The organism is Nocardia arthritidis (assembly GCF_011801145.1).
GTDB lineage: Bacteria > Actinomycetota > Actinomycetes > Mycobacteriales > Mycobacteriaceae > Nocardia > Nocardia arthritidis_A.
In genome coordinates, this window is record NZ_CP046172.1 from 2,301,625 (window position 1) to 2,327,994 (window position 26,370).

The following is a 26,370-nucleotide window of genomic DNA, read 5'->3' on the forward strand; positions in this document are numbered from 1 at the left end:
CCTTCCTGGTGTTGGACTCTCCCGCCACTGGAGCCCCCACCATGATGGCAGTGCGAGTTCGATCGTTGCGCAGAAAGGCATCGCATGACCACGGTGACCGGCATCGACGCCCCCGGTACGCAGCACTGTGAGACGACGGCGCTGGCGGTGCTGTTGCGGCACCAGGGAATCGAGCTGTCCGAACCCATGCTCTTCGGCCTCGGTTCCGGCCTTTCCTTCGTCTACTGGGACAGCAAGGCCATGGGTTTTCCCTTTCTCGGGGGCCGGGTCAAACCCTTCGAGCTCACCCGAAATCTGGCCGCCGGGCTCGGGTTGGAGTTGCGGGTCCAGGAGACCACCTCTGCCCGCAAGGCTTGGGAGAACGTTGTCGCCGGGATCGACGACGGTCGCCCTGTCGGCCTGCAGCTCGACAGCCACTACCTCGACTACTTCACCTCTGACGTGCATTTCGGCGGCCATTTCGTCGCCATGTACGGCTACGACGACCACGACGCCTACCTGGTGGATACCGATCAGCAGGGCGGAACGGTGTCCACCAGCCTGACCGGCCTCGCTATGGCCAGGGCCGCGCGCGGTCCGATGACCGCCAGGCACCGATCCTTCACCTTGACCGCCCCGAAGTCCCTACCCGCGCTACGAGAGATCGTCGTCCCGGCCATCACCGCCTGCGCCGACGCCTTTCTCGAGCCGCCCATCGCCAACCTCGGCCACCGGGGCATCGAGAAGGCGGGCAGGTTGGTGCGCACCTGGCTCGAGCGGTCCGACGACCCGCGGCGGGACCTACCGCAGGCCGCCCTGCTGATGGAGCGGGGCGGCACCGGCGGCGCCCTGTTCCGCAACTTCTACCGCGACTTCCTCGCCGAGTGCACCCGGCTGCTCGATAACCGCCACCTGCGCGCCGGTCACGAGCGGTACACCGAGTCGGCCACACTGTGGACCGAAGTAGCGGCACTGATCACCCGGGCCGGAGAATCCGGCGATGCGCGATACTTCGCGGAGGCGGGCGACCTTCTCGGCGATCTTTCACGTATCGAACGCGAGGCCATGCGCTGTCTGGCCGAGGTGAGCGTAACCCCTTAGGAATACCTCTATTACGAATGGCAGCTCACGATCGGCCAAGTGCGGCAACGGCTTTCGAACTATTGTTGTCCGTGATCACGCGGCGGATACACCACGAGGCCGCAATTCCGCGATGAAGTCGAGTATTTCGCGGTTGTAGCGCTCCGGATCACCCATGAACAGCCCGTGTCCCGCGCCCTCGATCACCACGAGCCGGGAATCCGGAAGCAGCGCGTGGGTGCGGCGGCCGGTGTGCTCCAACGCCGCCGAGCGGTCGGCGTCGCCATGAATGATCAGGGCGGGCACGGTGATTCCGGTGAGTTCGGCGCGCTGGTCCGCGGTGATGAACACCTGGTTCGTCGACAGCAGCACCCGCAGTGGGGTGTCGAAGAACTGACGGCGGGTCCAGTCGCCGAGGCCCGCCGAAACCCGGTAGCCGGGCCCGAACCAGTCGGCGGGCGTCGTGGCCTCGACGAAGGCGCCGATATCGCGGCGCATCACCGCACGGACGGCCTCGGCCGCGGCGGCGTCGACCGGGCCTTCCGGATTGTCGTCGGTGCGCAGGAGAAAAGGCGTGGTCGGGGCGCCGAGTACGATGCCGGACACCCGCTCGTCCGAATGCCGGGACAGGTAGCGGATGATCTCCGCCGAGCCCATCGAGTGCCCGACCAGCACCGCGTCGCGCAGATCCAGGTGTGCGAGCAGTTCGGCCAGATCGTCGGCGAGGCGGTCGAGGTCGTAGCCCCCGCCGGGTAGATCGGAGCGACCGTGTCCGCGCCGGTCGAAAACCACACAGCGCATGTCCGCGGACAGAACCGCGGGCACCTGGTAATTCCACATCCCGCTGTTCAACGCCCACGCGTGCAGGAATACGACCGGCTGGGCCGCGGGCGCACCCGCCTGTGCGTAGAACAGCCGGGTCCCGTCGCTGGTGTCGAGGTATGGCATTGCCGAATTCCTTTCTGGAGTAAGGGAACTCGGTAATCGTGCGGTCGTGTTCGGCGGAAAGCGATTACCTCACAGGTATGCCGGTATCGGCCCGGCTATTGTCACGCGTTGTGACACCTCCGGCCGTTGGCGAACTGATCCGCCTGCGGCGCGCTCTAGCCGGATGGAGCTCGCACACGCGATCGGAATCTCGCCCCGCCACCTGAGTTTCGTCGAATTGGGCAAATCGAATCCCAGCCGCGGCCTGCTCATGACGATCGCCGATGAGGTCGCGACCTGGCCCGCCATCCCGGAGCGCCACTCGTGGAACCGGCTGTTCCCCGACGAACCCGATGGCCCGGTGCTGTTCTTCCCCCGCGCAAGAAGCCCGAATCGCACCGCCCGGAAGGAGCATGACCTGCGGGTATCGGTGCGCGGTGTGGCGGACGTCACCTTCGCGTGCTCTGATCCTCCGCTCGAGTCACAGTGGATTGTCGGGAGCGCAAGCCCGAGAAAGAGGATCGTTCACGGTCTCCGTGATCGGTTGTCGACCGGAGTCCTATTGCTGACCCAAGGCGGTAACTGGATGGCCGATATCGGATCGTTGTTGCGAGCCTGGTGGCGAGACGGGGTCGATTATCGCTGGCTGATCGAGACGTTCGAATCGCATTCGGCCCTCGCTCCGATGAAGATCATGATCGGGTCCGCGGGCATCGTCATGGCGTCGATAACCGCCCTGGCCCTGCTGTCGCAGGCGGGGCAGCGCGGTGTGGTGGGAGTGACTCAGGCGGTCGTCGCGATCACGCTCGCCCTGGCGTGGACGCTGAGGTGGTGGTTGCTGCCGTGGCCGCGCGAAGGCGAGTCGCTCGTGTGGATCGCGGCCATCGATATCACCGTCACCGCCAACAACGTGCTGGTCCAGGACCGCCTACTGGGGGCCTTGGGCATCGTGCTGCTGGTGACGACCGGCGGATACGCCACGATCTTCCACGGTCCGCGGATTCTGGCCCTGCACGTCGGCTGGTCGTTTGTGTCCTTGGTATTGGTGGGGATCTTGATGTTCGTCGGAAAGCCGGGGAACACCGGACATGGGAAGGGCGACCTGCTCCTGTGCGTCGGAGTCATGATGTCCAACATCTGTGTGACCGGCGTCGTGCTCCCCATCGTGCATTTCTCGCATTGGCTGGTGCAGCGGGACGCGCAATCGGATCCGCTGACCAAGCTGCTGAACCGGCGCGGTCTCGACAGTCGCCTGTCGCGATTCTTCGACCCCGCCGTGCGCGGGGGCGTGTACGCGGTGACCTTCGACCTGGATCGGTTCAAATCCGTCAACGACACCTTCGGCCATTCGCTGGGCGACGAGGTGCTGGTGCGCACCGCGAAATGCCTACGCGAAGCGGCCCCGCCGGGCGCCGTCGTCGCGCGCACCGGCGGCGAGGAATTCGCGGTCGTCGGATACCTGAAGGACGACTGCGTCGGGGCTATCGCGGAACGGCTGCGCGGCGCGATCGAAACTATGACCGATCTGCCGATCACCATCACCGCCAGCGTCGGAGCCGCCGTCACCGCGCTGAACGGAACCGGCGAAACCCGCACGGCCCCACTGCGCCAAAGCCTGTTCCGCTCCGCCGATACGGCCATGTACGAGGCAAAACGCTTGGGCGGCAACAGCGTTGTGATCGCCGAAACCCCGGCCGGTGCGCAAACAAGCCCGAACTGACGAGGCCGTGTCAGGTCCATGAGCTCATCAGTTGTGTAGCGATAGGACCGCCAATTCTTCCCAGCGGAATTGAAGATTTTCGAAGTCGACCAGGACGTCTACCAGGCGAATGTTGTTCACCGTGAGTGGCGCTCTGCGGTCGGTCGCATTGCGCAATCTGGTCTGGAGCGGCCCGGAGTCGCCTTTTCCTCGGGCATAGGCCAACGTGATGTGCGGGCGGCCGTTCTGGTACCGAACTGCCTCCGGTCCGAAGATTTCACCGGCCGCGGTTGTCACACGGTTACGGAGTTCGGTGAAATCGCGATCGGGCACCAGATCAAGGGCGATACTGCTGCGACCCGCAACCGCAGGCCCGCATGTCACCTCGAAGGACGGCACCTCGGCGGCGGCCCGCTGAAGCCGCTCAACCAATTCCGCTCGCTGGGGGCCGGGCACATCCCGTGCCGCGATGCCATCGACCACCATGAGAGTGGCGTGCAGCCACTCGTCCGGCTGTGGCGATACGAACTCCACGTCGTCGATGATGCCGCGGTAAGCATCGACCAGGGGTTTGATCTCGGCCGAATCCGGCACGAAATAGATATGCAATTTGGTCCAATCCACCGGCCAGCGACGCTTCAGCTGGTCGACCATGAACATGTCCACAGGTTGTCTTGTCTCCTCCGGATCGCGACCTAGCTCGGCCTCCCGGCAGTCATCTTGGGCCCTCATCCTTATCGTTGCCCACGGGTGGACGACAACCAGAACAGGGGCTTTCGGTTGCCCGATGCGAGGTCAGGTGGGTTCCGGTTCGAGCGATACCGATTACTCGACGATCGTTGTCATCCGCTCGTCGTAACCGGTGCGGGCGTCGATCACGCGACCGGCCGCCCACCAGTTCTCGCGCGCGGTCTCCACGATGCGGAACGCGACGTCCTCCGGGGGCACTCCGGCCTTTTCCCGCAGTTGGTCGACCAGCGACTCGAACAGGGCCTTCTTGGTGTCGGCCGTGCGGTTGTTGAACGACAGCGTGATGCACATCAGGCGGTTCGAACGAGGGAGTCCGAACACGACGTCCTCGTGAAAAGCTGTGCCCTCCGGGAATTCGTGGAAATAGTGGAAGCGATCGTCGTCGGGGATGTGGAGTGTATCGACCATCGCGGCGTGGATGGCGTCGGAGATGGCTTTGCGCTGGTCGCGAGTGGTCACGCCCTGGTGAAGGTAGATGTCGGCCAATGGCATCGCGTTACTCCTGATGGTGAGTCGGGTCGAGAATTGGGCAGGGCAAGCGCCGGGCGCGGGCACGCGAAAGCACGTGACCACGGCGCATGTTGCGAGGTATTGGCCGATGAGGGCGAGCAGTGCGACCGCCCGCGTCTCGCCGAAATCCGACAGGAACTCGGCGTACAGGCCGTCCGATACGTCGTGGTCGCGTACGAGCGCGAGCGCCACGTCGTGGGCCAGCTGAGCGGTCCGGTCGAGGCCCTCGGGAGTGCGCGCGGCGACGAGGTCCTCGATGGCATCGTCGCTCAGGCCGGCGCCACGTGCGGCTGCGCTGTGGGCGCCGACATCCACGGCGAATTCGGCACTGCCGACGTCGATCAGCGGTATCGCGCTGCGGATCACGGGAGCCGACAGCTCGGTCATCGCCGCGCTGAAGATCTCCGCCTCCTCGGCGTGCTGTCCGAAATAGTCGAACAGCTCGGATCCGAGCGCCTCGACCACTTGGGAACGACCCGTCCTGACTGTTTCGGGAAAACGCAGCGCGGACTGCCAGATGGCCGGGCCGGCGCCGTTCTGGACCGCGTATTTCAGTGAATTGGGCGCGTCCTTGTGTAGCACCCGAAGCATCGACGTGCCCGAGAAGGCCGATGTGGTGGGATCGTACCGGAGGAAGCCGAGGGCAGCACCGGCCCGAAGCAGTCGGTATGTCATATCCGGGTCACTGGACACGCGGCTCGCCAACTCTGCCGCTGTGCTCGATCCCACCTCGTCGAGATGTTCGGCGATCGAAAGCATAGCCATGGTTCGCACGACCTGACTCGCGTTCTGCCCCAACGACATCAGGTACACCTTTTCGAATTCTCCGGATCCGCTACTCACGGTGTCCACCCATCTTCGCCGTTGATCAACGCGCCCGCCTCGTCCATCGCATCCCACGCCTGCGCGGGATCGGTGCGCGTTTCCCACCCGCCGGGTTGTGATCGGCACCGCGGTGAAGTCGAGGGGCTCGATTCGTCGGCCGGGTCCGGCGCAGTGGAATATGCCCGCGACCGGACCCAGCACGAATCAGCTTGCCGCCGAAGCGGATGAGGTGGCATCACCCCGTCGGGGTGATATTCGATCGCCAGTGGCGGCCGGGTTCCGGCGAGATATCCGGAGCGTGGGCATCATCCATCCCACCCGGCGGAACTGGGCGCGGGCCTTCTCCCGCCCTGCCGTGCCAGGAAGTTCGACTCACAAGAAACGCGAATAGTCGAACATATGTTCTACGCCAGGGTAGACTGGCTCGGGTGAATACACATTCGACCGCGCTGGCGCCGGATGCTCGAGCACGAGGATGGCCGGACCTGGCCGATGTCGACTTGCTGCGCACCCTAGTCGAAACCGAACGCCGTCGAAGGCGACTGGATGCTGCCATGCGCGCGGCCGTCGCGGAAGCCGAGCGTCGTGGCCTCGCCGCGGACACCGGCTACCGGGACACCGTGGAGCTATTGACCGATCTGCTGCGGATCAGTGTCCACGAAGCGCGCCGGCGAATCGAATACGCGGCCCCGCAGGCCCGCTCGCGTTCCAGAAAGGTGTGGAGGGTGCTGGCGGCGGCAAGCTGAGGCCGGGCGCCTCGACTTCTGTTCGGAGGTTCGAGTCGAAGAGTTCGAGCCAGGTCAGAAATTTGCATGGACTTCCAGCGATCGCCCCGTATTGCACGCCCCGGCGACCACGGTTCATCACGCCCACTGAGGACACGTGTGAGGCCGACCCGCGCTATCGGACAAACCGCCGGTCGGCCTCCGCGTACTCCGGGACTTGCGGCGAGCCACCCCGAAGTCGAGGCCGACAGGAGCTGCCTGCGAAAATGAGAAAGCGCGAACCGATCCGCTTCGGATCGGCTCGCGCCCTCGCACTTGGGGTGAGCGACGGGACTCGAACCCGCGACAGCCAGGATCACAACCTGGTGCTCTACCAACTGAACTACGCTCACCATCGCCGGTGATTATCCGGCGCGGTCGATACTAGCGCGAAACTGGTTACAAACCCTAATCGGTTTCCGACGTGCTGTTTTGTGGGGCCGGGGGGCCGCTGAGGTCGGCGGCGACGGCGGCGATGTCGGCGGTGGAGGGGCCGGGGGCGGGGACGAAGGCGGTGCGCCGGTAGTACTCGAGCTCCCGGATGGATTCCTTGATGTCGGCTAGCGCGCGGTGCGAGAGGCCCTTCTCCGGCTGGCCGAAGTAGATGCGCGGATACCAGCGGCGGCACAGCTCTTTGATGGAGCTCACATCGATCATCCGGTAGTGCAGGTGCTCGTCCAGCAGCGGCATGTCGCGGGCGATGAAGCCCCGATCGGTCGCGATGGAGTTGCCTGCCAGCGGCACGGTGCCGGGGGTCGGCACGTATTCGCGGATGTAGTCGAGGATCTTCTGCTCGGCGTCGGCGAGCGTGACGGTGGAGTTTCGGACCTCGTCGGTGAGGCCGGATCGCGCGTGCATCTCGGCGACGACGGGGGGCATGGCGGCCAGGGCCGCGTCGTCGGCGTGGATCACGATGTCCACGCCCTCACCGAGGATGTTCAGATCACTGTCGGTAACCAGCGCGGCCACCTCGATCAGCTTGTCGCTGTCGAGCCGCAGCCCGGTCATCTCGCAATCCATCCACACCACATATTTGTCGGACACCTGGGCAACATTAGTCAGCCGCCATCGCGGTGTGTCCGATTGCCTCCATTGTGTGATGACCCGCCCGCATCGGCTTCGCCTCCTGCCGTCACCGGGTGGCGGCGATAGAGTGGCGACCAGCATCCCGTGTGTGCGTTTCGGTGCGACAGCAGTACTTGCGTTCAGCAGTCGGAGTCAGACCAAGACGGAGGACGTGCGATGACCAGCCCCCAGGAGAAAGCGGCCGCGGCCAGGAAAGCGGCGGAGGAGGCGGCCAGGAAGGCGGCGGAGGCGGCGGCTGCCGCGGAAGCCGCCGAGGCGGAGGCGGCCGCGCAGAAGGCCGATGCGGAAACAACTCCGCCACAAGAAAGTTCCGCGTCGCAAAAGGAATCGAAAACGTCTGCGTCGCAGGCCGATTCGAAACCCGGTGCCGCGCAGGAGATCGCCGCCGGATACGCATTCGACGGCGCCGCACTGGAATTGGGCACGGTCCTGGTCGACGGACGGGTGGATCCCACTGCGCGGGTGCGGATTCCGATGCGCACCATGAACCGCCACGGGTTGGTCGCGGGCGCCACCGGCACCGGTAAGACCAAAACGCTGCAGGGCATCGCCGAGCAGCTCTCCCGCGCCGGTATTCCGGTGGTGCTCGCCGACGTCAAGGGTGATCTGTCCGGATTGAGCAAACCGGGTGAGTCCAATGACAAGATCGTCGCCCGCGCCGCGGAGACCGGCGACCCGGACTGGCAGCCGACGGGCTATCCGGTCGAATTCGTCTCGCTCGGCACCAACGGCATCGGCGTGCCGATCCGTGCGACCATCACCTCCTTCGGCCCGGTTCTGCTCAGTAAGGTGTTGGGGCTCAACGAGACTCAGGAATCGACGCTGGGGCTGATCTTCCACTGGGCGGATAAGAACGGCCTGGCGCTGCTCGACCTGAAGGATCTGCGCGCCGTCATCACCCACCTCACCAGTCCGGAGGGCAAGGAGGATCTGAAGGGCATCGGCGGCGTCTCGGCGGCCACCGCGGGCGTGATCCTGCGTTCGCTGGTGAACCTGGAGTCCGACGGCGGCGACACCTTTTTCGGTGAGCCGGAACTGGATCCGGCGGATCTGTTGCGCACCGCGGGCGGACAGGGCGTTATCACGCTGTTCGAATTGGGCGCGCAGGCGGCGCGGCCGGTGATGTTCTCCACCTTCCTGATGTGGGTGCTCGCCGACCTGTTCCAGACGCTGCCCGAGGTCGGTGATATGGATAAACCCAAGCTGGTGTTCATCTTCGACGAGGCGCACCTGCTGTTCGCCGACGCCTCGAAGGCGTTCCTCGATCAGGTGGAGCAGACCGTCAAGCTGATCCGCTCCAAGGGCGTCGGCGTATTCTTCTGCACCCAGCTGCCGACGGATATCCCGAATCCCGTTCTCTCCCAATTGGGTGCGCGCATCCAGCACGCGCTGCGCGCGTTCACGCCCGACGATCAGAAGGCGCTGTCCAAGACGGTCCGCACCTATCCGAAGACCGGAAACTACGATCTGGAAAAGGCTTTGACCTCACTCGGCACGGGTGAGGCCGTCGTGACGGTGCTTTCGGAGAAGGGCGCGCCGACTCCGGTGGCGTGGACCAGGATCGCGCCGCCGCGCTCGCTGATGGACACCATCGGCGATGACGCGATCAAATCCCGGTCGCTGTCCAGTTCGCTGTACAGCAAGTACGGCCAAACCATCGACCGGGAGTCGGCATACGAGATCCTGGCCGCGAAAGTCGCTGCGGCGCAACAGACTCCGGAGGCGCCGCCGGCGCCGGGGCGTACCTCGAAGAAGGAGGAGGAGACCACCGCGGAGCGGATCATGAACAATCCGGCGGTGAAGAACTTCCTGCGCTCGGCGGCGACGGCGGCGGGCCGGGAGATCAGCCGCAGCATCTTCGGCACCCGGCGGCGCTGAATCGCACAAGAACTCGCGGCCGCACCGGGGCAGGTGCGACCGCGAGTCCCGATGCGGGACAACAGGTCCGGATCTAGCAGCCGACCTCGCGGGCCAGCAGATCCTCGACGGTCTCCCGGCGGATCAGCTCCCGGCAGCGCCCGTCGCGCACCGCGATGATCGGCGGGCGTCCGACGCTGTTGTACGCCGAGGCCAGGCTGTGGTGGTAGGCGCCGGTGCACGGCATGGCGAGCACCTCACCCGGCCGCAGATCGGCGGGCAGTTGCACGTCGACGGCGAGCACGTCGCCCGCCTCGCAGTAGCGGCCCGCGACCGTCGCGGTCATCTGCGGTCCGCACGGGTGCCGGTTGGCCACCACCACGTGGTAGCGGGCGCCGTACAGCGCGACCCGCGCGTTATCGCCCATACCGCCGTCGACGGTGACGTAGGAGTGCCCGTCCGCGACATGTTTGATGGACAGCACCCGGTACAGCGTCACCCCGGCGCGGGCCACGATCGCCCGGCCCGGTTCCATCGCGATGGCGGGTCGCGGGAAGTGGTGGCGGGCGCAGGCCGCGTCGAGCGCGTCGTCGATGATGTCGGCCAGTTCGGACAGGTTCATCTCGGCGTCGCCCGCGCGGTAGGCCACCGCATGGCCGCCGCCGAGGTCGAGTTCGGTCAGGATGATGCCGTGATCCTGGCGGACGTGCGCCATCTCGGCGACCATCCGGCGCACCGCCTCGCCGTAGTGGTCGGGGTCGTGGATCTGCGAGCCGAGGTGGCAGTGGAAGCCGACCAGTCGCAGATTCGACTGCCGCAGTATGCGCTCCACCGCCTCGGCGGCCGTGTCGCTGCCGATCGGGAAGCCGAATTTCTGGTCCAGCACACCGGTTTTCACGGCCGGGTGCCCGTGCACGTCGATGCCGGGGGACAGGCGCAGCAGCACCTTCTGCGGCTTGGTGGCCAGCGCGGACAGCAGGGTGATCTCGGTGAGCGAGTCCACCACGATGCGCCCGACGCCCGCCTTGACCGCGGTTTCCAGCTCGTCGAAGGATTTGCCGTTGCCGTGCATGACGATTCGCTGCGGGTCGACGCCCGCGGCGAGTGCGATGGCGAGTTCGCCCGCCGAGCACACATCTACCGAGAGGCCTTCCTGGGTGACCCATTCCGCCACCGCCCGGATCATCAATGCCTTACCCGCGTAGATGATTTCGGCCTCGGGGAAGGCCTTGCGGTAGGCCCGGCAGCGAGCCCGCACCTCGTCCTCGTCGAGGACGTAGGTCGCGGTGCCGTATTGATCGGCGATATCGGCGAGCGCGACACCGCCGAGGGTGATCCTGCCGTCGCCGTCATAGTGCGTGTCCTGCGGCCATACCGCGGGATCGAGGCGCGAAGGCATTCCCGTCTTCAACGAGGGGAATATGTCGAGCAGCGTCACGGTATTTGTTCTCCTGGGTGCGTCCCCGCTTTCTCGGAATGCGGGGCCGCTGTCAGGACTACGCCTGATAGTAGGCGTGTGGTCAGGCGTTAGCGGCTTCCTGACCAGCGATGATGCGATCTTGACGGGTCTTTGATACGCGTTGTGAGCGCCGTCATCCGCCCAGTTTTTTGTAGAAGGCGCCCGCGATGGGCGCGGTGAGCGCGCGCGGGCCGTACTGGCCTGCGACGCTCATACCCTTGCTGATGAGTCCGGGCACCACCCGCATCTTGTTGCGGGCCAGCGCGTCGATGGACATCCGCGCGGTGGTCTCGGCGGATACCCAGATGAATTCGGGAATCTTGTTGGAGGCGACGAAGGCCTCGGTCTGTTCGGGCGCGTCGGTGCGCACCGGGCCCGGGGCCAGCAGCGTGACGTTGATACCGCTGCCCTTCAGCTCGCCGCGCAGCGATTCGGCGAAGCTGTTGGTGAACGCCTTGCTCGCCGCGTATGTGGCGTTGTTCGGGATGGGCATATTTCCGGCCGCCGAACCGGTGATCAGGATGCCGCCACCGCCGCGGGCGATCATCCCCGGTAGGACGGCGAGCGTGAGATCGTGCACGGCGACCGCGTTCAGCTCCATTACCGCGCGCTCGTGCGCCAGGTCCAGTCCGGCGATCGGGCCGAAGGTGGCGACGCCGGCGTTGTTGCACAGGATCGCGATATCGCGGGCGGCCAATTCCTCGGCGAGTCCGCCGCGCTGGTCGCGGTCGGACAGGTCGACCGCGCGCACCTCGGCGGTGACGCCGTGCGCGAGGGTCAACCGTTGGGCCAGTTCGGTGAGCAATTCGCCGCGGCGGGCGATCAGGATCAGCGAATAGCCGCGGGCGGCCAGTTCCGCGGCGAGGGCGGTGCCGATGCCGGAGGAGGCGCCGGTGACGACGGCGCGATTGTCCGCGGTGGGGGAGGGCAGGCTCACGGGAGCGAGCTTAGGTGAGCCGCATATCGCGATCACGGCGTGGTTCCTCTTGCTCGGCTGAGCAAGAAGGACTATCGTTTTGCTCATGCAAGCAAGAAGCAGCTCGACTAAGCAAGATCGCACTTTCACCGAGAACGCGCGCCGCGCGCAGGTGGTGGAGGCCGCGATCGAGGTGATCGCCGAGCACGGCATGCCGAACGCTTCATTCGCGAAAATCGCCAAACACGCCGGGTTGAGCAGTACCGGCATGATCTCGTACCACTTCCGCGGCAAGGATGACCTGATCCGCGAGGTGGTTGCCGAAATCATGCGCATCGCAATCGGATTCGTGACCACCGAACTCGAGGGCGAGACCGACTACATGGCCCGGCTGCGCGGAAGCATCACCGCCAACCTGGCTTTGCTCGACGAGTACCCCAAACATATGCGGGCGCTGAACAGCATCGTCGCCAATGCCCAGCCCGATGATCTGAGCAAATTCGGCCTGCTCGAACGCGTCGCCGAATTCGGCCGTATCCAGGCGGAGCGGATCCGGGAGGCGCAGCGCGCGGGGGTGTTCCGGGAATTCGACGCCGAGATCATGGTGCTGGCCATGCGGGGCGCGATCGATGCCGCCATCGGCCGCGCCGCCATCGACCCCGGGTTCGACACCGCGGCCTGCGCCCGCGAACTCGCCGACCTCTTCGAAAATGCGACAAGGAAACAAGTATGAGCACCACCGGAGCCGACATCATGAACGAGCAGATCATCGCGGCATCGCGCACGCCGGAACAGAAACGCGCCGCGCTGCGCCGCCACCTCGCGCGCCAGTTGATCGTCGAGCTGGTGCTGCCGATCGGCGGCTACTACGGCCTGCGGGCGGCCGGTGTGAATCCGTGGCTCGCGCTGATCGCGCCCGGCCTGCTCGTCGGGCTGTTCATCGCCTACCGCGCGATCAGGGAGCGTCGCGTCGATATGATGGCGCTGTTCGCGCTCGCCATGATCGCGGTAGGTGCGGTGACGTCATTGCTGACCGGTGATCCCCGCACGCTGTTCCTGCGTGACAGCCTGATCTTCGGCGCCATCGGCCTGTGGATGCTGGGCACCCTGCTCACCGAGCATCCGTCCATGCGCAGCGCCGCCCGCGCGATCGTCACCGCGAAGATCGGCGAGGAAGGCTACCGGCAGTGGGATGCCCGCTGGGACAACGACTCCCGTTTCCGCAGCCAGCTGCGGCTACTGACGTTGGTGTGGGGCCTCGGCTTCACCCTCGACGCCCTGGTGCGCGCGGTGCTCGCCTACACCCTCCCGGTCGACGCGGTCCCGCTGGTGAGCACCCTGCAGTGGCTGGTCGTCCTCGGCGGTCTGCTGACCTTCCACATCGTCTACGTCACCAAGAAGGGCCTGAAGGTCTGATCCTCCCGCATACCGAATCGCTTCCCGCGCAACCGATTGCTTGCGCGGGAAGCGAATCGTTCTGCGGGAGAGGTCACCTCATCGCGCTTCGGGATCCAGGGCGAGCACGGATCGGCCGCCATCGACCGGGATGCTCGCACCGTTGACGAAACTCGCCGCGGGAGACAGCAGGAAGGCGACGACGGCCGCTACCTCGTCGGTGGTGGCGACCCGGCCGATCGGGTGCAGTGTCGCCATCTGGTCCCGCACCCGTTCGGCTATTGAATTATCCAGTCCGGCAAGGAATTCCGTATAGCGCTCGGTCTCGACCGAACCCGGCGCGACGGCGTTGGCCCTGATTCCCCTGCCGCCGTACTCCACCGCCACCGCCCGGGTGAGCCCTTCGATCGCGGCCTTCGCGGTGCTGTAGGGCAGGGCGCCCGGTACGGCCCGCTGTGCCTGATGCGATGTCATATTGACGATCGAGCCGCCGGTTCCGGCGGCCAGGAAGCGTTGGACGGCCGTTGTGCAACCGACAACCGCCGGTGCGAGATTGGCGTTGATCAATTCCAAGGTCCTTGTGGCGGAGGCCGAATCAATCGAGGCGTCCGCGAATACGGCCGCGTTGTTGACCCATCCGGCGAATGTTCCCGCCCGCTGGGCGAGATCGGCGGCCCGCTCTGCGGTTTCCGCCGACGTCGCGTCACCGATGACCGGAATCACCTGCCCGCCAGCCCATTCGAATGACTGCTCGTCTCGTTCGACCACTACGACGGCATGCCCGGCGTCGAGCAATCGCGTCACGATCGCCTGCCCGATTCCGCGCCCACCGCCGGTTACCACATATGCGTTCGCCACCAGCTCGAGCATAGTTCGAACCGCTGAATGTTCGGGCCGCTCGGCGGGACCCGGTGGAACTCGGGCGCGTCATCAGGTACACGGCACCGCGAAAACGATTGCGCCTCGGGGCTTCCGGGTACATCGCAGAAGTATCTCGCTCTTGCCGCACGCCGATGGACGTGACACCATCCATTACACAGCCGAGTCTTCGTGGGAATTACGAACTCCTCCATTTCGACATGCGATCGGCGGGACCCAGTGAACGTGGATTTTGGTGCGCACCCGGGTCTTTCGTGGTACCCAGTACTGCTACTGGTGAGCGGACTCATCCTGCTGGCGTTGGCCATCCCGCGGTCGTTGGACTGGTGGTGGCGTAGCGTCAATGCGGCCAGCGGAGCCCTGTTCGTCGGCTACGGAATCTATCTCGCCTTCTTCTTCCACACCGGCACCTACCTGGTGCTCTTGAAGGTGTTCGTGCTGCCGCCCATCCTGATCGCCATATCCCTCTCGACGCTGCTCGGCAAGCGCAAGAACAAACCCGGTCGATGAGCCGGGACACGATCGAGACTTCCTTTCGCACTCCACCCAGTCGGTGACCCCCTGATGTCACAGTCGCGGCCCCTGCGTCGTCGATCAGGCAAGCGAGCAGGAAATGCTGAAAGGAAAAGGATTCCACCGGCCGCGGCCACGCTGGTTTTGCAGCTGGCTCACTGATGGTCGCGCCGGGGCGGCCGGATCGGGAGCACCGCGACCAGTCCGGCCACCAGGACGAGCAGGATTCCGGCGATACCGGCCCGCTCGGTGCCGAAGGCCCACACGAAGAATCCGAAAAGTGTTGGGGCAAGGAAGGATACGGCGCGGCCGGTGGTCGTGTAGAGGCCGAAGAGCTGCCCTTCGCGACCGGGCGGCGCCACCCGGGTGAGGAAGGAGCGGGCCGACGCCTGGGCCGGGCCGACGAAGATGCACAGCAGCAGGCCGAAGATCCAGAACATGAGCGGTCCGGACACCATGAGCAGGATGGAGCCGAATACCACCATGGCGGCCAGCGAGCAGACGATCACCCGCTTCGGCCCGAGCCGGTCGTCGAACAGGCCGGCCGTCACCGCGCCAAGCGCCGCAACGACATTCGCGGCGACGCCGAAGAGCAGCACATCCGAATCGGCGATACCGTACACCCGCACGGCGAGGATCGCGCCGAAGGTGAATACGCCGACCAGCCCGTCGCGAAATATGGCGCTGGCCAACAGGAATCCGACGGTGTTGCGGTCGACGCGCCACAATTCACAGATATCGCGAAACAGCACCCGGTAGGACCCGAAGAATCCGGCGGTCGCCGCGCCGGGATCCGCGCCGGTGCGCGGTAATTCGGGCACGGAGAAGAAGATCGGCAGCGCGAAGCCCGCGAACCACACCGCCGCGAGCAGCGTCACCAGCCGGATATTGAGCCCCTCGTCGGTGGGCACACCGAACAGGCCGCGATTGTCCCCGTGTCCGGAGATGAAGCCGAAATAGCAGATCAGCAGCAGCACGATGCCGCCGAAATAGCCCATGGACCAACCGAATCCGGAGACCCGGCCGACATTCGCCGGTGTCGAGACCTGGCGCAGCATGGCGTTGTAGGGCACCGTCGCCAGCTCGTGGAAGGTCGCGCCGAACGCCAGCAGGACCAGACCGAGCCACAGATAGTGGTAGTCGGCGCGCACGAAGAACATGGCCGCCATGGTGACGATCGTCAGCGCGGTGAGCAGGCCGAGTGACCGTTTACGTTTCGCGGTGGCGTCGAAGCGTTGCCCGCTGACCGGCGCGGTCACCGCGACCACGAGCCCGGCGAGGCCGAGCGCCCAGCCGAGCCACGCGCTCGCGGATATACCGCCGGGCAGATCGGCGCCGACCTTGTCGGTGAGGTACACCGAGAATACGAAGGTGAGGATGACGGCGTTGAACGCCGAGACGCCCCAGTCCCACAGCCCCCACGCCACCACCTGTCCGCGCCCGGCCGCCTGTCCGACGGTGGCCGTCGCGTTCGCCTCGGTCATGCGCGCAGCATAGTGGCCGTTTTTCCGGCGCACCCCGGCTTTTCGCCGAGCCGAAACCGGTTATGCACTCAGTTGCATAGTACTGAGTGTTACGTCTACTCTTGCGACATGGCCCTCGAGCATGCGTTGCTGGTTTCGCTGACCGAGCGCGCCGGTTCGGGATACGAGCTGGCGCGCCGGTTCGACCGGTCGATCGGCTACTTCTGGAGCGCCACCCACCAGCAGATCTATCGCGTGCTCAAGCGGATGGAGGAATCCGGTTGGGTCACCGGCGAATCGGTGACGCAGGAGGGTAGGCCCGATAAGAAGGTCTACTCGGTGAGCCGGGCGGGCCGCGCCGAATTGGCCCGCTGGATCGCCGAACCCACCGATTCCGAGATCCCGCGCATCGAACTCGGCGTGAAGATCCGCGCCGCCGCGTACGGCGATATGGACGCCCTGCGCGCCGAGGTCGCCCGGCACCGCGAGCAGCACACACAGCGGCTCGAGGTGTATCGCCTCATCGAGAAGAAAGACTTCCCGGCGCCGGAGCGACTTTCCGGCACCGCCCTGCACCAATATCTGGTCCTGCGCGCGGGCATCCGCGTCGAGTCCGGATTCGTCGAATGGTGCGACGAAGTTCTACACGCCCTCACCCCGCGCGCGTCAGCCCCGCCCGCGGATACCGGAGAAAGGTAAAGCTCGCCGATGAGTCCCTTCCCCCACCTCTTCGAACCGCTCGACCTCGGCTTCACCACGCTGCGCAACCGGGTGGTGATGGGGTCCATGCACACCGGCCTGGAAGATCGCGCCTGGGACACCAACAAGTTGGCCGCCTACTTCGCCGAGCGCGCCCGCGGCGGCGTCGGCCTGATCATCACCGGCGGCTACGCGCCGAACCGCACCGGCTGGCTGCTGCCGTTCGGCGCGAAGCTCACCAACAAGACCGAGGCGTACCGGCACCGGGCGATCACCAGGGCGGTGCATCGGGAGGGCGGCAAGATCGCCATCCAGATCCTGCACGCCGGCCGCTATTCGTATATGCCCGGCAGTGTTTCGGCCTCATCGATCAAGGCGCCGATCAACCCGTTCAAGCCGCGCAAGCTGTCCGCGAAGGGCGTCGAGCAGACCATCGATGACTACGCCCGCTGCGCCGCGCTGGCCAAACTCGCCGGCTACGACGGCTGCGAAATCATGGGCGGTGAGGGCTATCTCATCAACCAGTTCCTCGCGCCGCGCACCAACCGGCGCACCGACAAATGGGGCGGATCGGCGGAGAACCGCCGCCGCTTCCCGGTGGAGATCGTGCGCCGGGTGCGCGCCGCGGTCGGCGCGGACTTCATCATCGTCTTCCGGCTCTCTATGGCCGAACTGGTGGAGAAGGGCCAGACCTTCGACGAGATCGTCGCGCTGGCAAAGGAAATCGAGGCCGCCGGGGCGAATATCCTGAACACCGACATCGGCTGGCACGAGGCGCGGGTGCCCACCATCGTGACCTCCGTTCCGCGTGCGGCCTTCGTCGAGTTCACCGCGAAGATCACTGCGGCCGTCGACATTCCGGTATGCGCGTCGAACCGGATCAATATGCCCGAGATCGCCGAGGAGATCCTGACCCGCGGTGACGCGCAACTGGTTTCGCTGGCGCGGCCGTTCCTGACCGATCCCGAATGGGTGAACAAGGCCAAACAGGACCGGGTGGACGAGATCAACACCTGCATCGCCTGCAACCAGGCCTGCCTGGATCACGCCTTCCAGCACAAGACCGTGTCCTGCCTGCTGAATCCGCGCGCCGGTCACGAGACCGAGCTGAAGCTGCTGCCCACCCGGCGCAGTAAGCGGATCGCGGTGGTCGGCGCGGGTCCGGCCGGTCTGTCGGCGGCGGTGAGCCTGGCCGAAAGGGGCCACCGCGTCGACCTTTTCGAGGCCGACGACAAGATCGGCGGCCAGTTCGACATCGCGCGGCGGATTCCGGGCAAGGAGGAATTCGACGAATCCATCCGGTATTTCACCCGCAAGATCGAGATCACCGGTGTCACACTGCATCTCGGCAAGCGGGTGAGCGCGGACGAGCTGATCGCCGGCCGCTACGACGAGGTGATCCTGGCCACCGGTGTGCGCCCGCGCATTCCGGATATCCCGGGTATCGACCATCCGATGGTGCTGTCCTATGCCGAACTGGTGCGCGACGGCAGGCCGGTCGGCAAACGGGTCGCGGTGATCGGCGCGGGCGGGATCGGCTACGACGTGAGCGAATTCCTCACCGTCGACGGTCATCCCGCGCTGAAGCTGGACGAGTGGAAGGAAGAGTGGGGCGTCACCGCCGATGACGAACAGGCGCCCGGTCAGCTCACCGAACCCAGGCCCGCGCCCGCGGCCCGGGAAGTGGTGCTGCTGCAGCGCAAGTCGGGCTCGTTCGGCACGAGCCTCGGTAAGACCTCCGGCTGGGTGCACCGGGCCGCGCTCAAGGCCAAGGGTGTCGAGCATGTCGGCGGCGTGAACTACGAACGCATCGACGACAGCGGCCTGCACATCAGCTTCGGCGAGAAACACGAACGGCCGCAACTGATTCCGGTGGACAACGTGATCGTGTGCGCGGGCCAGGAGTCGGTGCGCGAGCTGGAGGCGCCGCTGCGTGCCGCCGGCATCACCCCGCACCTGATCGGCGGTGCGGATCTGGCCGCCGAATTGGATGCCAAGCGCGCCATCGACCAGGGCACCCGACTCGCCGCCCGGCTCTGACGGTTACGCAAATACCTGCTATTCCGGTGCCCCTGGCGTTCATCGGCGGTTAAGCTCGCCGTGGTTGGGGAGGAACCGAGATGAAGTTTATTTTGAACGCAGGGTGGGTATTGCTGATGCTCGTGCCGATCGCGGGATGCGCGGCGGTAGGGCAGCCACCGGAACCGTCGACGCTGGTGGCCCGCCAGTCACCGGATACGCCCGCGGCGCGGCGGAATCTGACGCAGGCGGATCTGCCTGCCGGATACCAGCTTTCGAGCGATTCACCGGTGCCGCCGAATCCGGCCGATACGACGCGGGCCGAGCGGCCGGGCGACTACGCGGTCGATCCGGCCCGCTGTCCGCTTTCGCCGTTGCTGCCGGACGCCGAATTCCACGGCCGGTTCACCCGGACCTCAGCGGATAACCGGGCCGCGGCGAGCGGATTCGCCTTCGGCTGGTCCACCGACACCGCGGCGGCATTCAATTTCGTTGCGCTGGAACGGGATCTGGCGCAATGCGACCATGTGCTCGCGACCAGGCCCGACGGCTCGTACCGCGATATCACCAGCACCCGGCTCGACACCCGCAAGCTGGGCGCCGACGAATGCTTCGGCGTCTCGACGATCACGCTGCGCGCCACCGCCGCCGATGCGCCGCCGCGGTCGGAGAAGGCGGCCCGCATCGGGTGCCGGGTCGGGGCGGTCTCGGTGTTCGGGGTACTCGGCGAGAGCAGCCGGGGGGAGAAGCTCTCCAGCATGGGCGATTTCGTCGACACCATGCGGGTCCAGGTGCGCAAGGTGCGCGAGGCCGGTTGAGAACGGTTGTGCTCAGCGGTCTTTCGCGGGCCACCAGGCCGCCATGCCGAGGGCGATGATGCGGACCTGGGCGACGGTGCGGTCGATCACCGCGGTGCGTTCGCGCGGCACGGCGGAGATGTAGGCGGCGATACCGTCGGCGACCGTGGCGACGATGAGGTCGGCCGCGGTCTCCAATTCCGTGGGCGCCCAAGCGTCCAGCGCGCGTAGCCGGGAGAGATCGGCCACCAGCTCGCGCACGATCAGCTGCAATTCCAGTGCGATGGCGTGGCGCAGCGCCGCGGAGCCGCCGTGCCGCTCCCGGGTGAGGAAGCCGAACAGCTCGCGTTTGGGCTCCACTTGATCGAAGACGAAGCGCACGCTGTCCGACAGCCGGGCGTCCGGTTTGCGGCGCACCTCGCGCAGGGCCAGCCGCAGCGCGGTGACGCTCTCGTCGACCAGGGTGGCGCCGAGATCGTCGAGCGAGCCGAAATGCCGATAGAAGGCGGTGGGCACGATACCGGCCGAGCGGGCGATCTCGCGCAGGCTCAGCGCGGCGAAGCCACGGTCGGCGGCCAGTGCGAGGGTGCCGTCCATGAGGGCCTGCCGGGTGCGCTCCTTGCGCTCGTTACGGGTTTCCGCCTGCTCGCTCATTACCGTGAGCATACATCCGTTCACTATGCGCTCATTCCTTGGATGTTGCCCGGGTCACACGTTTTGCCGGTTGACACCGACATGTGTCTATCAGTCACACTTACTGAGTGTACAGACGTGCACTGAAATCGGAATGCGCGTCAGCCGACGGAGCGGAGAACCTGATGGTGGATCTCATCGATCTCGTGCAGACCTTGACCACGCCGCATCCCCTGGATCGGTACCTGGAGCTGGTCCGGCCGACCCTGACCGTCCGGCAGCTGCGCGCCGAGATCGTCGGCGTCGACCGCTCGACACCCGGCTCGGTGACGCTCACGCTGCGGCCCACCCGGCGCTGGCGCGGCCACGCCGCGGGCCAGTTCGTCCAGATCGGCGTGGTGATCGACGGTGTGCGGCACACCCGCTGCTATTCGCCGATCGACCCGGAAGGGCTCGGCGACAAGCACATTCGGCTCACCGTCAAATCGCATCCCGGCGGGCTCGTCTCGCATCACCTCTACCGGAACGCCGCGCCGGGCATGGTGGTCGACCTGGCCCCGGCCGCCGGCGTCTTCCGGCTGCCCGAGCCGCGACCGGGCCGGGTGCTGCTGATCAGCGGCGGCAGCGGTATCACCCCGGTGCTCTCGATGCTGCGCACCCTGGCCGCCGAGGGCTATCGCGGCGAGCTGACCTTCCTGCACTACGCGAAATCGCCGGTGCACGTGCCGCATCGCGCCGAGCTGGAGTCGATTGCCAAGGCGCACGGTAACTTCCGGATCGAGCTGCGCTATCCGCGGCGTCATCCGGAGCCGCCGCGGGCGGACGCGCCGGTGGGTTGTACGGAGATCAGCGGCGGCGGGCACTTCGACTACGACGAGCTGACGCGGGTCGCGCCCTGGTTCGCCGACGCGCAGACCTACCTGTGCGGGCCGCCGGCGCTGATGGCGGCGGTGCGCCGGGTGTACGAGGCCGAGGAATTGGCCGATCGGCTGCACACCGAGGAATTCACCGTCGCGCTCGCGCCGTCGCCCGACGCCGAGGCCACCGGGACGGTGAGCTTCTCGGCCAGCGGCGTCACCGCGGCCAACAACGGGGCCAGCCTGCTCGAACAGGCCGAATCCGCCGGGCTGACACCCGAATTCGGCTGCCGGATGGGAATCTGCTTCTCCTGCACCGCGGTCCGGCGCTCCGGTTGTACCCGCAACCTGCGCACCGGCGAAACCGACAGCGATCCGGATCAACCCGTCCAGCTGTGCATCAACGCACCCGTGGGCGACGTCGACATCGCCATCTGAGATCAGTCCGAAAACCTAAGGGGATGAACCGATGACAATTCTGACCGTAACCGAGGACGGACCGCTGGTCCTCAGCCCGCAGGACGTCGAGGAACTGGGCAAGGCGCTCGACGAGCTGCGCGCCCGCATCGTCGCCGACCTGGGCGACCGGGATCGCGAGTACATCTACTCGATCATCAAGGCGCAGCGCGGATTCGAGATCGCGGGCCGCGGCCTGCTGTATCTCGGGTTCCTGCCGCCGTTCTGGCTGGCCAGCGTCGCCGCGCTGAGCCTGTCCAAGATCCTGGACAATATGGAGATCGGCCACAACGTCATGCACGGCCAGTACGACTGGATGCGTGAGCCCGGCCTGAATTCCCGTGAGTTCGAATGGGATACGGTCTGCCCGGCGGATCAGTGGAAGCATTCGCACAACTACATGCACCACACCTACACCAATATCCACGGCCGCGACCGCGACATCGGCTACGGCATCCTGCGGATCGACCAGGGCCAGAAGTGGAATCCCTACTACCTGGGCAACCCGGTCTACGCGTTCCTGCTGATGCTGCTGTTCGAGTGGGGTGTGATGGTGCACGACCTCGAGGTCGACAACATCCTGCAGGGCAAGCGGAAGTGGTCCGATATCAAGCGACTTGTCAAGGGACAGTGGCGCAAAGCGGGCAGGCAGGTGCTCAAGGACTACGTGGTGTTCCCGCTGCTGAGCGGTCCGCTGTTCGTGACGACGCTGGCGGGCAATGTCACCGCGAACCTGGTGCGCAATGTGTGGGCGTACTCGATCATCTTCTGCGGCCACTTCCCCTCCGGCGTACAGACGTTCACCGAGGACGAGACCGCCGAGGAGACGCGCGGCGAATGGTACGTCCGGCAGATGCTCGGATCGGCGAACATCAGCGGCAGCAGGCTGTTTCACATATTGTCCGGCAATCTGTCCCATCAGATCGAACACCATCTGTTCCCGGACCTGCCCTCGAATCGTTACCCGGAGATCGCGCCGGAGGTAAGGGCATTGTGCGAAAAATACGGCCTGCCCTACAACACCGGACCGCTGCACCGGCAAATCGGATCGGTGTGGGCGAAGATCTTCCGGCTCGCATTGCCGGACCGGCTGACGCGGAGTGATTCAACTCCCGATGTTATCGTGATGCGTCAGCGGAAGGCGACCGAAGTGGGCGTGTGAATGGTGATTGGGAAATTCGAAAGTCGTAAGGATTTGATTCAGGAATTGACCGCCTCCGGGGCGCGTCATATCGGTAATATCGCCACGATCATCACGGGTACCGTCGCCGAGGTGACCAGGGAGATCGGCGAGTGGATCACCGACGCGATCGAGATGAACGAGGCGGCCGCGGCGGCCCGGCGCGATGCCGCGGCGCACGAAGTGGCTGTGCCGGAAGACGATTCGGCGCCGGACGCCGGAGCCGAATCGCCTGTTGACGGAAACGGCCACGGCGCCAACGATATTCGGGCCGAGTCGGCTGCTCCGGCGTCGGAGGTCGTCGACGCCGAGGTGGTCGATCCGGAGACCGAACGGCCGGACGAGCACCAGCCGGGGTGATCACCAGACCGGCAGCCTGCGCCGGTGCTCGGTCACATCGGTGATCAGATCCTTGTAGCCGTCCGCCAGTTCGGCGAGCCTGCACCACTGCAGATGGACTTCCCCGTCGGTCTGCGGCCGGTGCGGTGTGACCCCCAAAGCCTGTTGTGCCGCAATCCATTTCGCGGCCATACGGTCGATGACCGCACCGAGGGTCTCGGTATGCAGCGAGGCCCCGGTGCGGTGCGGCACATTGGCCGCCACCCAGTTGTCGATGGAACCGACCAATTCGGCTCGATGCCCGTCGATATCCTCGACCACTTGACTGCATTTGGCCACCAGCCCGCTCGGCGCATCGGGATCGTGCGCGGCGAGTAGCGCGTTTTGTCGTCGTTCATGGCATTCGACCAGTTCGCGGGCCGCTGCCAGCACTCGATGCTTGCGGCGATTCGGATCTTCTGGTTCCCGGAATGCGCGCAGTAGCGCCGACGCTGGCGGCAGCTCGCCGGCTCCGATACGGCTTTCGGCGTATTCGGTTGGCATGGTGCATACCCCTGCACTGTGGCTCTCGATTCGATACTTGGATGCGCCAGGGCCGAGGAGGATTTCGGGGAGGGGCACCCCTCGGCTCCGGCGCAGCCCCGAGTCCGAAGCGTCCCCCCATAGTCCACCAACACGGCAAAGTAACCGGGAAATCCGCGACGATGCGATGAGGAAGACGGCCCGAAAAATCGGGACTCTTTCAGGAAAGCGCGGTCGCCGAATCGGCGCAATAGTATGGTGTACGAACGCATAAGCTGCCGGTAAATCGTTATCCTCCGTTACGGATCGGTCACACACCTGCCATCTTGGTGAGGGCGTCCTGATCGCGGAGCGCACCGGCAGCAATCGGGGCGGCAAGCCGCATGCGTCGACACCGTCGATGGGCTAGCCTCGATATTCGTGCCCGCCTACGTATCGTCGCCGGAGCTGCGTTTCGGATTCATGTTCGCCCTGGAAGACCCCGAGCGAATTGCGGAGGTCGTGCGCACGCTCATGATCCGCAAAACGGTGTCGGTGTTCCGGATCGCCCGCCTCTCCGACGACGACGGGCCGCCCGAACGCTACGTGGTGAACTGGGCCGCGCTGCCGCAGATCTCGATCACCACCGCGGCCCCGAGCCGGGAGGAGCTGGCGGCCAACCGCACCATGCTGGTCAATGCGTTCCTCGGCGAGGACGGGGAAGTGAGCCTGTACTCGTCCCAGGGCGCCGCACCGAAATAGGCGGCTCGCACCGGAAACCCGGCGCGCCGTGAGCCTAGGCCCTGTGTCGAAGTCCCATCCGGCGCCTCCGTGGTCCAGCTCGCCGCCTGGCCGCGTTGTCGTCGTCGCCGATACAAACCCGGTATCGGCTCCTCCTCCGCCTTGCCAGGCGACGAGCTGGACCACGGATGCATCCGGCCGGACTTCGACACAGGGCCTAGCCGTCGAACTGTTGGCGTGTCGGTACCGGAACGTGCCGATCAGGGGTGTCCGGTTTGGGAGAATCTTGGAATTCCCAGCGGTTTGTCGCTCGACTCGAAAGCACCTGAAGGAGCGTCGATCATGCAACCCGACAACCCCGGTTACCCGGTCCGCGTCCGTGGCGATCTCGACCCCGCACTTTCGCGGTGGTTATGGCTGGTCAAATGGATTCTGGCGATTCCGCACTACATCGTGCTGATCTTCCTGCACATCGCCTACTTCGTGGTCACGGTGATCGCGTTCTTCGCGATCCTGTTCACCGGGAGATATCCCCGTGGGTTGTTCGATTTCAATGTCGGCGTCATGCGTTGGTCGTGGCGGGTGACGTTCTATTCCTGCACCGCGCTCGGCACCGACAAATATCCGCCGTTCAGCCTGGCGGCCAGCGAGGACTATCCGGCCGACCTGGCCGTCGACTATCCGGAGCGGCTGCATCGCGGGCTGGTGCTGGTGAAGTGGTGGCTGCTGGCCATTCCGCATTACCTGATCCTCGGCGTCTTCTTCAGCGGCCTCATGGTCAACGCCGGCTACGACGATGATTCGGACGGCTGGCGCGGCATGGGCGTCCCGCTGATCTTCGTCGTGCTGCTGATCGCGGTGATCGCGCTGCTGTTCACCGCGCGCTACCCACAGGGCCTCTACGATTTCGTGCTCGGCATGAACCGGTGGCGGTACCGGGTGCGGGCCTACTCTTCGCTGATGACCGACGCGTATCCGCCGTTCCGGCTGGATATGGGCGGCCGTGAAGCCGAAAACACCGCTGCCCCAACCGAATAGCGCACGGTAACGGTCCGCCCGCCGGTTCACCCCCGGCGGGCGGATTCGTATATCCGGCGCACCACGTCCTCGATACCCGGCTCGTCGATGGACAGATCCCGCACCTCGGCCCGCTCCGATACGGCCGCGAGCAGCTGTGCGGCGGTGGTGATTTCGGCATCGAAGGCGAGACGCTGACGCATCCCGCCCGCCTCGCTGGACAGCAGCCGCGCATTGGGGAGATCGTCGAGATCCGGTGTCGGCTCCGCGAGATCGACCACGAGCACCCGGCGCGCGCCGACCGTTCCGGCCAGCCCGGTGAGGGTGCCGTCGTAGACCAGCCTGCCGTGATCGACGACGAGCACCCGCTCGCAGAGACGTTCGATATCGCCCATATCGTGGGTGGTGAGCAGCAGCGATGTGCCGCGTTCGGTCCGCTCGGCCCGCAGGAATTCGCGTAATCGCTGCTTGGACAGCACATCGAGGCCGATGGTCGGCTCGTCCAGGATCACCAGCTCGGGGGAGTGCAGCAGCGCGGCGGCCACCTCGGCGCGCATGCGCTGGCCGAGCGAGAGCTGGCGCACCGGCGTGTCGAGGGTTTCGGCCATCTCCAATTGTTCGACGAGTTCGTATGTGCGCTTGCGGGCCTGGTCCGGATCGAGCCGGTGGATGGCGGCCAGGATCGAAAACGATTCGCGCAGCGGCAGATCCCACCACAGCTGGGAGCGCTGCCCGAAGACGACGCCGATCCGCCCGGCGAGCTCGCGGCGCCGCCCGACCGGCTCGAGGCCGCAGGTGCGCACCCGGCCCGCGGTGGGCACCAGGATGCCGGTGAGCATCTTGATGGTTGTCGACTTGCCCGCGCCGTTCGCGCCGATATAGCCGACGGCGGAGCCCCTTTCGATGCGGAAGGTCATCCGGTCCACCGCGGTGAGGGTTTCGCGACGGCGTCGCCAGCGGCGCGAGTCCTTGCGGTAGAGAGTGAATTCCTTTGTGAGATCTTCGATATCGACGATTGGTTCGGCCATG

Annotated in this window: 26 protein-coding genes and 1 tRNA gene; 15 read left to right on the top strand and 12 right to left on the bottom strand. The window is 66.0% G+C overall.

The window, feature by feature from the left end; genetic code table 11:
• Nucleotides 1-84 precede the first annotated feature (84 nt).
• Entirely contained in the window at nt 85-1,080 is a 996-nt protein-coding gene (locus F5544_RS10190) for a BtrH N-terminal domain-containing protein (RefSeq protein WP_167472968.1), read from the top strand.
• Nucleotides 1,081-1,155: 75 nt separating this feature from the next.
• On the opposite strand, the gene F5544_RS10195 is transcribed toward F5544_RS10190, so the two are convergent.
• Nucleotides 1,156-2,007 carry an alpha/beta fold hydrolase gene (locus F5544_RS10195; protein ID WP_167472969.1) on the bottom strand — a complete coding sequence of 284 codons (852 nt, stop codon included), beginning with the start codon at nt 2,005-2,007 and terminating at the stop codon, nt 1,156-1,158.
• 163 nt (nt 2,008-2,170) lie between these two features.
• On the opposite strand from F5544_RS10195, the gene F5544_RS10200 reads away from it, so the two are divergent.
• On the top strand, nt 2,171-3,706 hold the full coding sequence (locus F5544_RS10200) for a diguanylate cyclase domain-containing protein (RefSeq protein WP_238847182.1): 1,536 nt from the start codon (nt 2,171-2,173) through the stop codon (nt 3,704-3,706).
• 27 nt (nt 3,707-3,733) lie between these two features.
• Here F5544_RS10200 and F5544_RS10205 read toward each other — a convergent pair whose 3' ends face one another.
• Entirely contained in the window at nt 3,734-4,345 is a 612-nt protein-coding gene (locus F5544_RS10205) for a 2'-5' RNA ligase family protein (protein ID WP_167472970.1), read from the bottom strand.
• A gap of 165 nt (nt 4,346-4,510) precedes the next feature.
• A complete protein-coding gene (locus F5544_RS45920; RefSeq protein ID WP_238847430.1) occupies nt 4,511-5,749 on the bottom strand; it encodes a tautomerase family protein in 1,239 nt (412 codons plus the stop codon).
• 575 nt (nt 5,750-6,324) lie between these two features.
• Here F5544_RS45920 and F5544_RS47475 point away from each other — a divergent pair.
• Nucleotides 6,325-6,516 carry a hypothetical protein gene (locus tag F5544_RS47475; RefSeq protein ID WP_238847183.1) on the top strand — a complete coding sequence of 64 codons (192 nt, stop codon included), beginning with the start codon at nt 6,325-6,327 and terminating at the stop codon, nt 6,514-6,516.
• A gap of 295 nt (nt 6,517-6,811) precedes the next feature.
• On the opposite strand, the gene F5544_RS10220 is transcribed toward F5544_RS47475, so the two are convergent.
• A tRNA-His gene (locus F5544_RS10220) sits at nt 6,812-6,887 on the bottom strand.
• 55 nt (nt 6,888-6,942) lie between these two features.
• Nucleotides 6,943-7,578: an oligoribonuclease gene (gene orn, locus F5544_RS10225; RefSeq protein WP_167472971.1), complete on the bottom strand. Its 636-nt coding sequence runs from the start codon at nt 7,576-7,578 to the stop codon at nt 6,943-6,945.
• A 198-nt stretch (nt 7,579-7,776) separates the two neighbouring features.
• Between orn and F5544_RS10230 the strand changes: the two genes are divergently transcribed.
• Nucleotides 7,777-9,498, top strand: coding sequence for a helicase HerA-like domain-containing protein (locus F5544_RS10230; RefSeq protein WP_167472972.1), 1,722 nt, complete (start codon nt 7,777-7,779; stop codon nt 9,496-9,498).
• A 73-nt stretch (nt 9,499-9,571) separates the two neighbouring features.
• Here the strand turns inward: F5544_RS10230 and lysA are convergent, their stop codons facing one another.
• Together lysA and cmrA are read right to left on the bottom strand one after the other, a co-directional pair.
• Nucleotides 9,572-10,915, bottom strand: a complete 1,344-nt coding sequence (gene lysA / locus F5544_RS10235) for a diaminopimelate decarboxylase (protein WP_167472973.1) — start codon at nt 10,913-10,915, stop codon at nt 9,572-9,574.
• 154 nt (nt 10,916-11,069) lie between these two features.
• Entirely contained in the window at nt 11,070-11,873 is an 804-nt protein-coding gene (gene cmrA / locus F5544_RS10240; RefSeq protein ID WP_167472974.1) for a mycolate reductase, read from the bottom strand.
• An 85-nt stretch (nt 11,874-11,958) separates the two neighbouring features.
• On the opposite strand from cmrA, the gene F5544_RS10245 reads away from it, so the two are divergent.
• A complete protein-coding gene (locus tag F5544_RS10245) occupies nt 11,959-12,585 on the top strand; it encodes a TetR/AcrR family transcriptional regulator (protein WP_167472975.1) in 627 nt (208 codons plus the stop codon).
• Complete coding sequence (locus F5544_RS10250; protein WP_203217520.1) at nt 12,582-13,268, top strand: VC0807 family protein; 687 nt, start codon at nt 12,582-12,584, stop codon at nt 13,266-13,268. The genes F5544_RS10245 and F5544_RS10250 overlap by 4 nt, the downstream gene beginning before the upstream one ends.
• Before the next feature lie 78 nt (nt 13,269-13,346).
• On the opposite strand, the gene F5544_RS10255 is transcribed toward F5544_RS10250, so the two are convergent.
• Complete coding sequence (locus F5544_RS10255; protein WP_203217521.1) at nt 13,347-14,105, bottom strand: SDR family NAD(P)-dependent oxidoreductase; 759 nt, start codon at nt 14,103-14,105, stop codon at nt 13,347-13,349.
• A gap of 297 nt (nt 14,106-14,402) precedes the next feature.
• On the opposite strand from F5544_RS10255, the gene F5544_RS10260 reads away from it, so the two are divergent.
• Nucleotides 14,403-14,636 carry a hypothetical protein gene (locus F5544_RS10260; protein WP_167472977.1) on the top strand — a complete coding sequence of 78 codons (234 nt, stop codon included), beginning with the start codon at nt 14,403-14,405 and terminating at the stop codon, nt 14,634-14,636.
• 158 nt (nt 14,637-14,794) lie between these two features.
• Here the strand turns inward: F5544_RS10260 and F5544_RS10265 are convergent, their stop codons facing one another.
• The gene (locus tag F5544_RS10265) at nt 14,795-16,123 is read right to left on the bottom strand and encodes an MFS transporter (protein WP_167472978.1); all 1,329 of its coding nucleotides are present in this window, start codon (nt 16,121-16,123) and stop codon (nt 14,795-14,797) included.
• Nucleotides 16,124-16,231: 108 nt separating this feature from the next.
• Between F5544_RS10265 and F5544_RS10270 the strand changes: the two genes are divergently transcribed.
• The 3 genes from F5544_RS10270 (at nt 16,232) to F5544_RS10280 (ending at nt 19,638) form a co-directional block, all read left to right on the top strand.
• Nucleotides 16,232-16,801, top strand: a complete 570-nt coding sequence (locus F5544_RS10270; RefSeq protein ID WP_167472979.1) for a PadR family transcriptional regulator — start codon at nt 16,232-16,234, stop codon at nt 16,799-16,801.
• Between the two features lie 9 nt (nt 16,802-16,810).
• Complete coding sequence (locus F5544_RS10275; protein ID WP_167472980.1) at nt 16,811-18,841, top strand: NADPH-dependent 2,4-dienoyl-CoA reductase; 2,031 nt, start codon at nt 16,811-16,813, stop codon at nt 18,839-18,841.
• A gap of 80 nt (nt 18,842-18,921) precedes the next feature.
• Nucleotides 18,922-19,638: a hypothetical protein gene (locus F5544_RS10280; RefSeq protein WP_167472981.1), complete on the top strand. Its 717-nt coding sequence runs from the start codon at nt 18,922-18,924 to the stop codon at nt 19,636-19,638.
• A 12-nt stretch (nt 19,639-19,650) separates the two neighbouring features.
• Here the strand turns inward: F5544_RS10280 and F5544_RS10285 are convergent, their stop codons facing one another.
• Entirely contained in the window at nt 19,651-20,271 is a 621-nt protein-coding gene (locus F5544_RS10285; protein WP_167472982.1) for a TetR family transcriptional regulator, read from the bottom strand.
• Nucleotides 20,272-20,435: 164 nt separating this feature from the next.
• On the opposite strand from F5544_RS10285, the gene F5544_RS10290 reads away from it, so the two are divergent.
• From F5544_RS10290 to F5544_RS10300, 3 genes are read left to right on the top strand one after another with little or no spacing between them, the layout of a single operon-like run.
• Nucleotides 20,436-21,545, top strand: a complete 1,110-nt coding sequence (locus F5544_RS10290; RefSeq protein WP_167479102.1) for a ferredoxin reductase — start codon at nt 20,436-20,438, stop codon at nt 21,543-21,545.
• Between the two features lie 31 nt (nt 21,546-21,576).
• Nucleotides 21,577-22,725: a fatty acid desaturase family protein gene (locus F5544_RS10295; RefSeq protein ID WP_167472983.1), complete on the top strand. Its 1,149-nt coding sequence runs from the start codon at nt 21,577-21,579 to the stop codon at nt 22,723-22,725.
• Nucleotides 22,726-22,770: 45 nt separating this feature from the next.
• Complete coding sequence (locus F5544_RS10300) at nt 22,771-23,103, top strand: hypothetical protein (RefSeq protein WP_238847184.1); 333 nt, start codon at nt 22,771-22,773, stop codon at nt 23,101-23,103.
• Here F5544_RS10300 and F5544_RS10305 read toward each other — a convergent pair whose 3' ends face one another.
• Complete coding sequence (locus F5544_RS10305) at nt 23,104-23,625, bottom strand: DUF4254 domain-containing protein (RefSeq protein WP_167472984.1); 522 nt, start codon at nt 23,623-23,625, stop codon at nt 23,104-23,106.
• A 399-nt stretch (nt 23,626-24,024) separates the two neighbouring features.
• Between F5544_RS10305 and F5544_RS10310 the strand changes: the two genes are divergently transcribed.
• Together F5544_RS10310 and F5544_RS10315 are read left to right on the top strand one after the other, a co-directional pair.
• On the top strand, nt 24,025-24,345 hold the full coding sequence (locus F5544_RS10310) for a hypothetical protein (RefSeq protein WP_167472985.1): 321 nt from the start codon (nt 24,025-24,027) through the stop codon (nt 24,343-24,345).
• 321 nt (nt 24,346-24,666) lie between these two features.
• Nucleotides 24,667-25,362 (top strand): DUF4389 domain-containing protein, encoded by a 696-nt coding sequence (locus tag F5544_RS10315; protein WP_167472986.1) that lies wholly within the window; start codon nt 24,667-24,669, stop codon nt 25,360-25,362.
• Nucleotides 25,363-25,388: 26 nt separating this feature from the next.
• Here the strand turns inward: F5544_RS10315 and F5544_RS10320 are convergent, their stop codons facing one another.
• Entirely contained in the window at nt 25,389-26,369 is a 981-nt protein-coding gene (locus F5544_RS10320; RefSeq protein WP_167472987.1) for an ABC transporter ATP-binding protein, read from the bottom strand.
• Nucleotide 26,370 lies beyond the last annotated feature (1 nt).

Coding starts and splice junctions, on each gene's coding strand:
- F5544_RS10190 (WP_167472968.1), top strand. CDS start 85: ATGACCACGGTGACCGGCATCGACGCCCCCGGTACGCAGCACTGTGAG.
- F5544_RS10195 (WP_167472969.1), bottom strand. CDS start 2,007: ATGCCATACCTCGACACCAGCGACGGGACCCGGCTGTTCTACGCACAG.
- F5544_RS10200 (WP_238847182.1), top strand. CDS start 2,171: ATGGAGCTCGCACACGCGATCGGAATCTCGCCCCGCCACCTGAGTTTC.
- F5544_RS10205 (WP_167472970.1), bottom strand. CDS start 4,345: ATGTTCATGGTCGACCAGCTGAAGCGTCGCTGGCCGGTGGATTGGACC.
- F5544_RS45920 (WP_238847430.1), bottom strand. CDS start 5,749: ATGTCGTTGGGGCAGAACGCGAGTCAGGTCGTGCGAACCATGGCTATG.
- F5544_RS47475 (WP_238847183.1), top strand. CDS start 6,325: ATGCGCGCGGCCGTCGCGGAAGCCGAGCGTCGTGGCCTCGCCGCGGAC.
- F5544_RS10230 (WP_167472972.1), top strand. CDS start 7,777: ATGACCAGCCCCCAGGAGAAAGCGGCCGCGGCCAGGAAAGCGGCGGAG.
- F5544_RS10245 (WP_167472975.1), top strand. CDS start 11,959: ATGCAAGCAAGAAGCAGCTCGACTAAGCAAGATCGCACTTTCACCGAG.
- F5544_RS10250 (WP_203217520.1), top strand. CDS start 12,582: ATGAGCACCACCGGAGCCGACATCATGAACGAGCAGATCATCGCGGCA.
- F5544_RS10265 (WP_167472978.1), bottom strand. CDS start 16,123: ATGACCGAGGCGAACGCGACGGCCACCGTCGGACAGGCGGCCGGGCGC.
- F5544_RS10270 (WP_167472979.1), top strand. CDS start 16,232: ATGGCCCTCGAGCATGCGTTGCTGGTTTCGCTGACCGAGCGCGCCGGT.
- F5544_RS10275 (WP_167472980.1), top strand. CDS start 16,811: ATGAGTCCCTTCCCCCACCTCTTCGAACCGCTCGACCTCGGCTTCACC.
- F5544_RS10280 (WP_167472981.1), top strand. CDS start 18,922: ATGAAGTTTATTTTGAACGCAGGGTGGGTATTGCTGATGCTCGTGCCG.
- F5544_RS10285 (WP_167472982.1), bottom strand. CDS start 20,271: ATGAGCGAGCAGGCGGAAACCCGTAACGAGCGCAAGGAGCGCACCCGG.
- F5544_RS10290 (WP_167479102.1), top strand. CDS start 20,436: ATGGTGGATCTCATCGATCTCGTGCAGACCTTGACCACGCCGCATCCC.
- F5544_RS10295 (WP_167472983.1), top strand. CDS start 21,577: ATGACAATTCTGACCGTAACCGAGGACGGACCGCTGGTCCTCAGCCCG.
- F5544_RS10305 (WP_167472984.1), bottom strand. CDS start 23,625: ATGCCAACCGAATACGCCGAAAGCCGTATCGGAGCCGGCGAGCTGCCG.
- F5544_RS10315 (WP_167472986.1), top strand. CDS start 24,667: ATGCAACCCGACAACCCCGGTTACCCGGTCCGCGTCCGTGGCGATCTC.
- F5544_RS10320 (WP_167472987.1), bottom strand. CDS start 26,369: ATGGCCGAACCAATCGTCGATATCGAAGATCTCACAAAGGAATTCACT.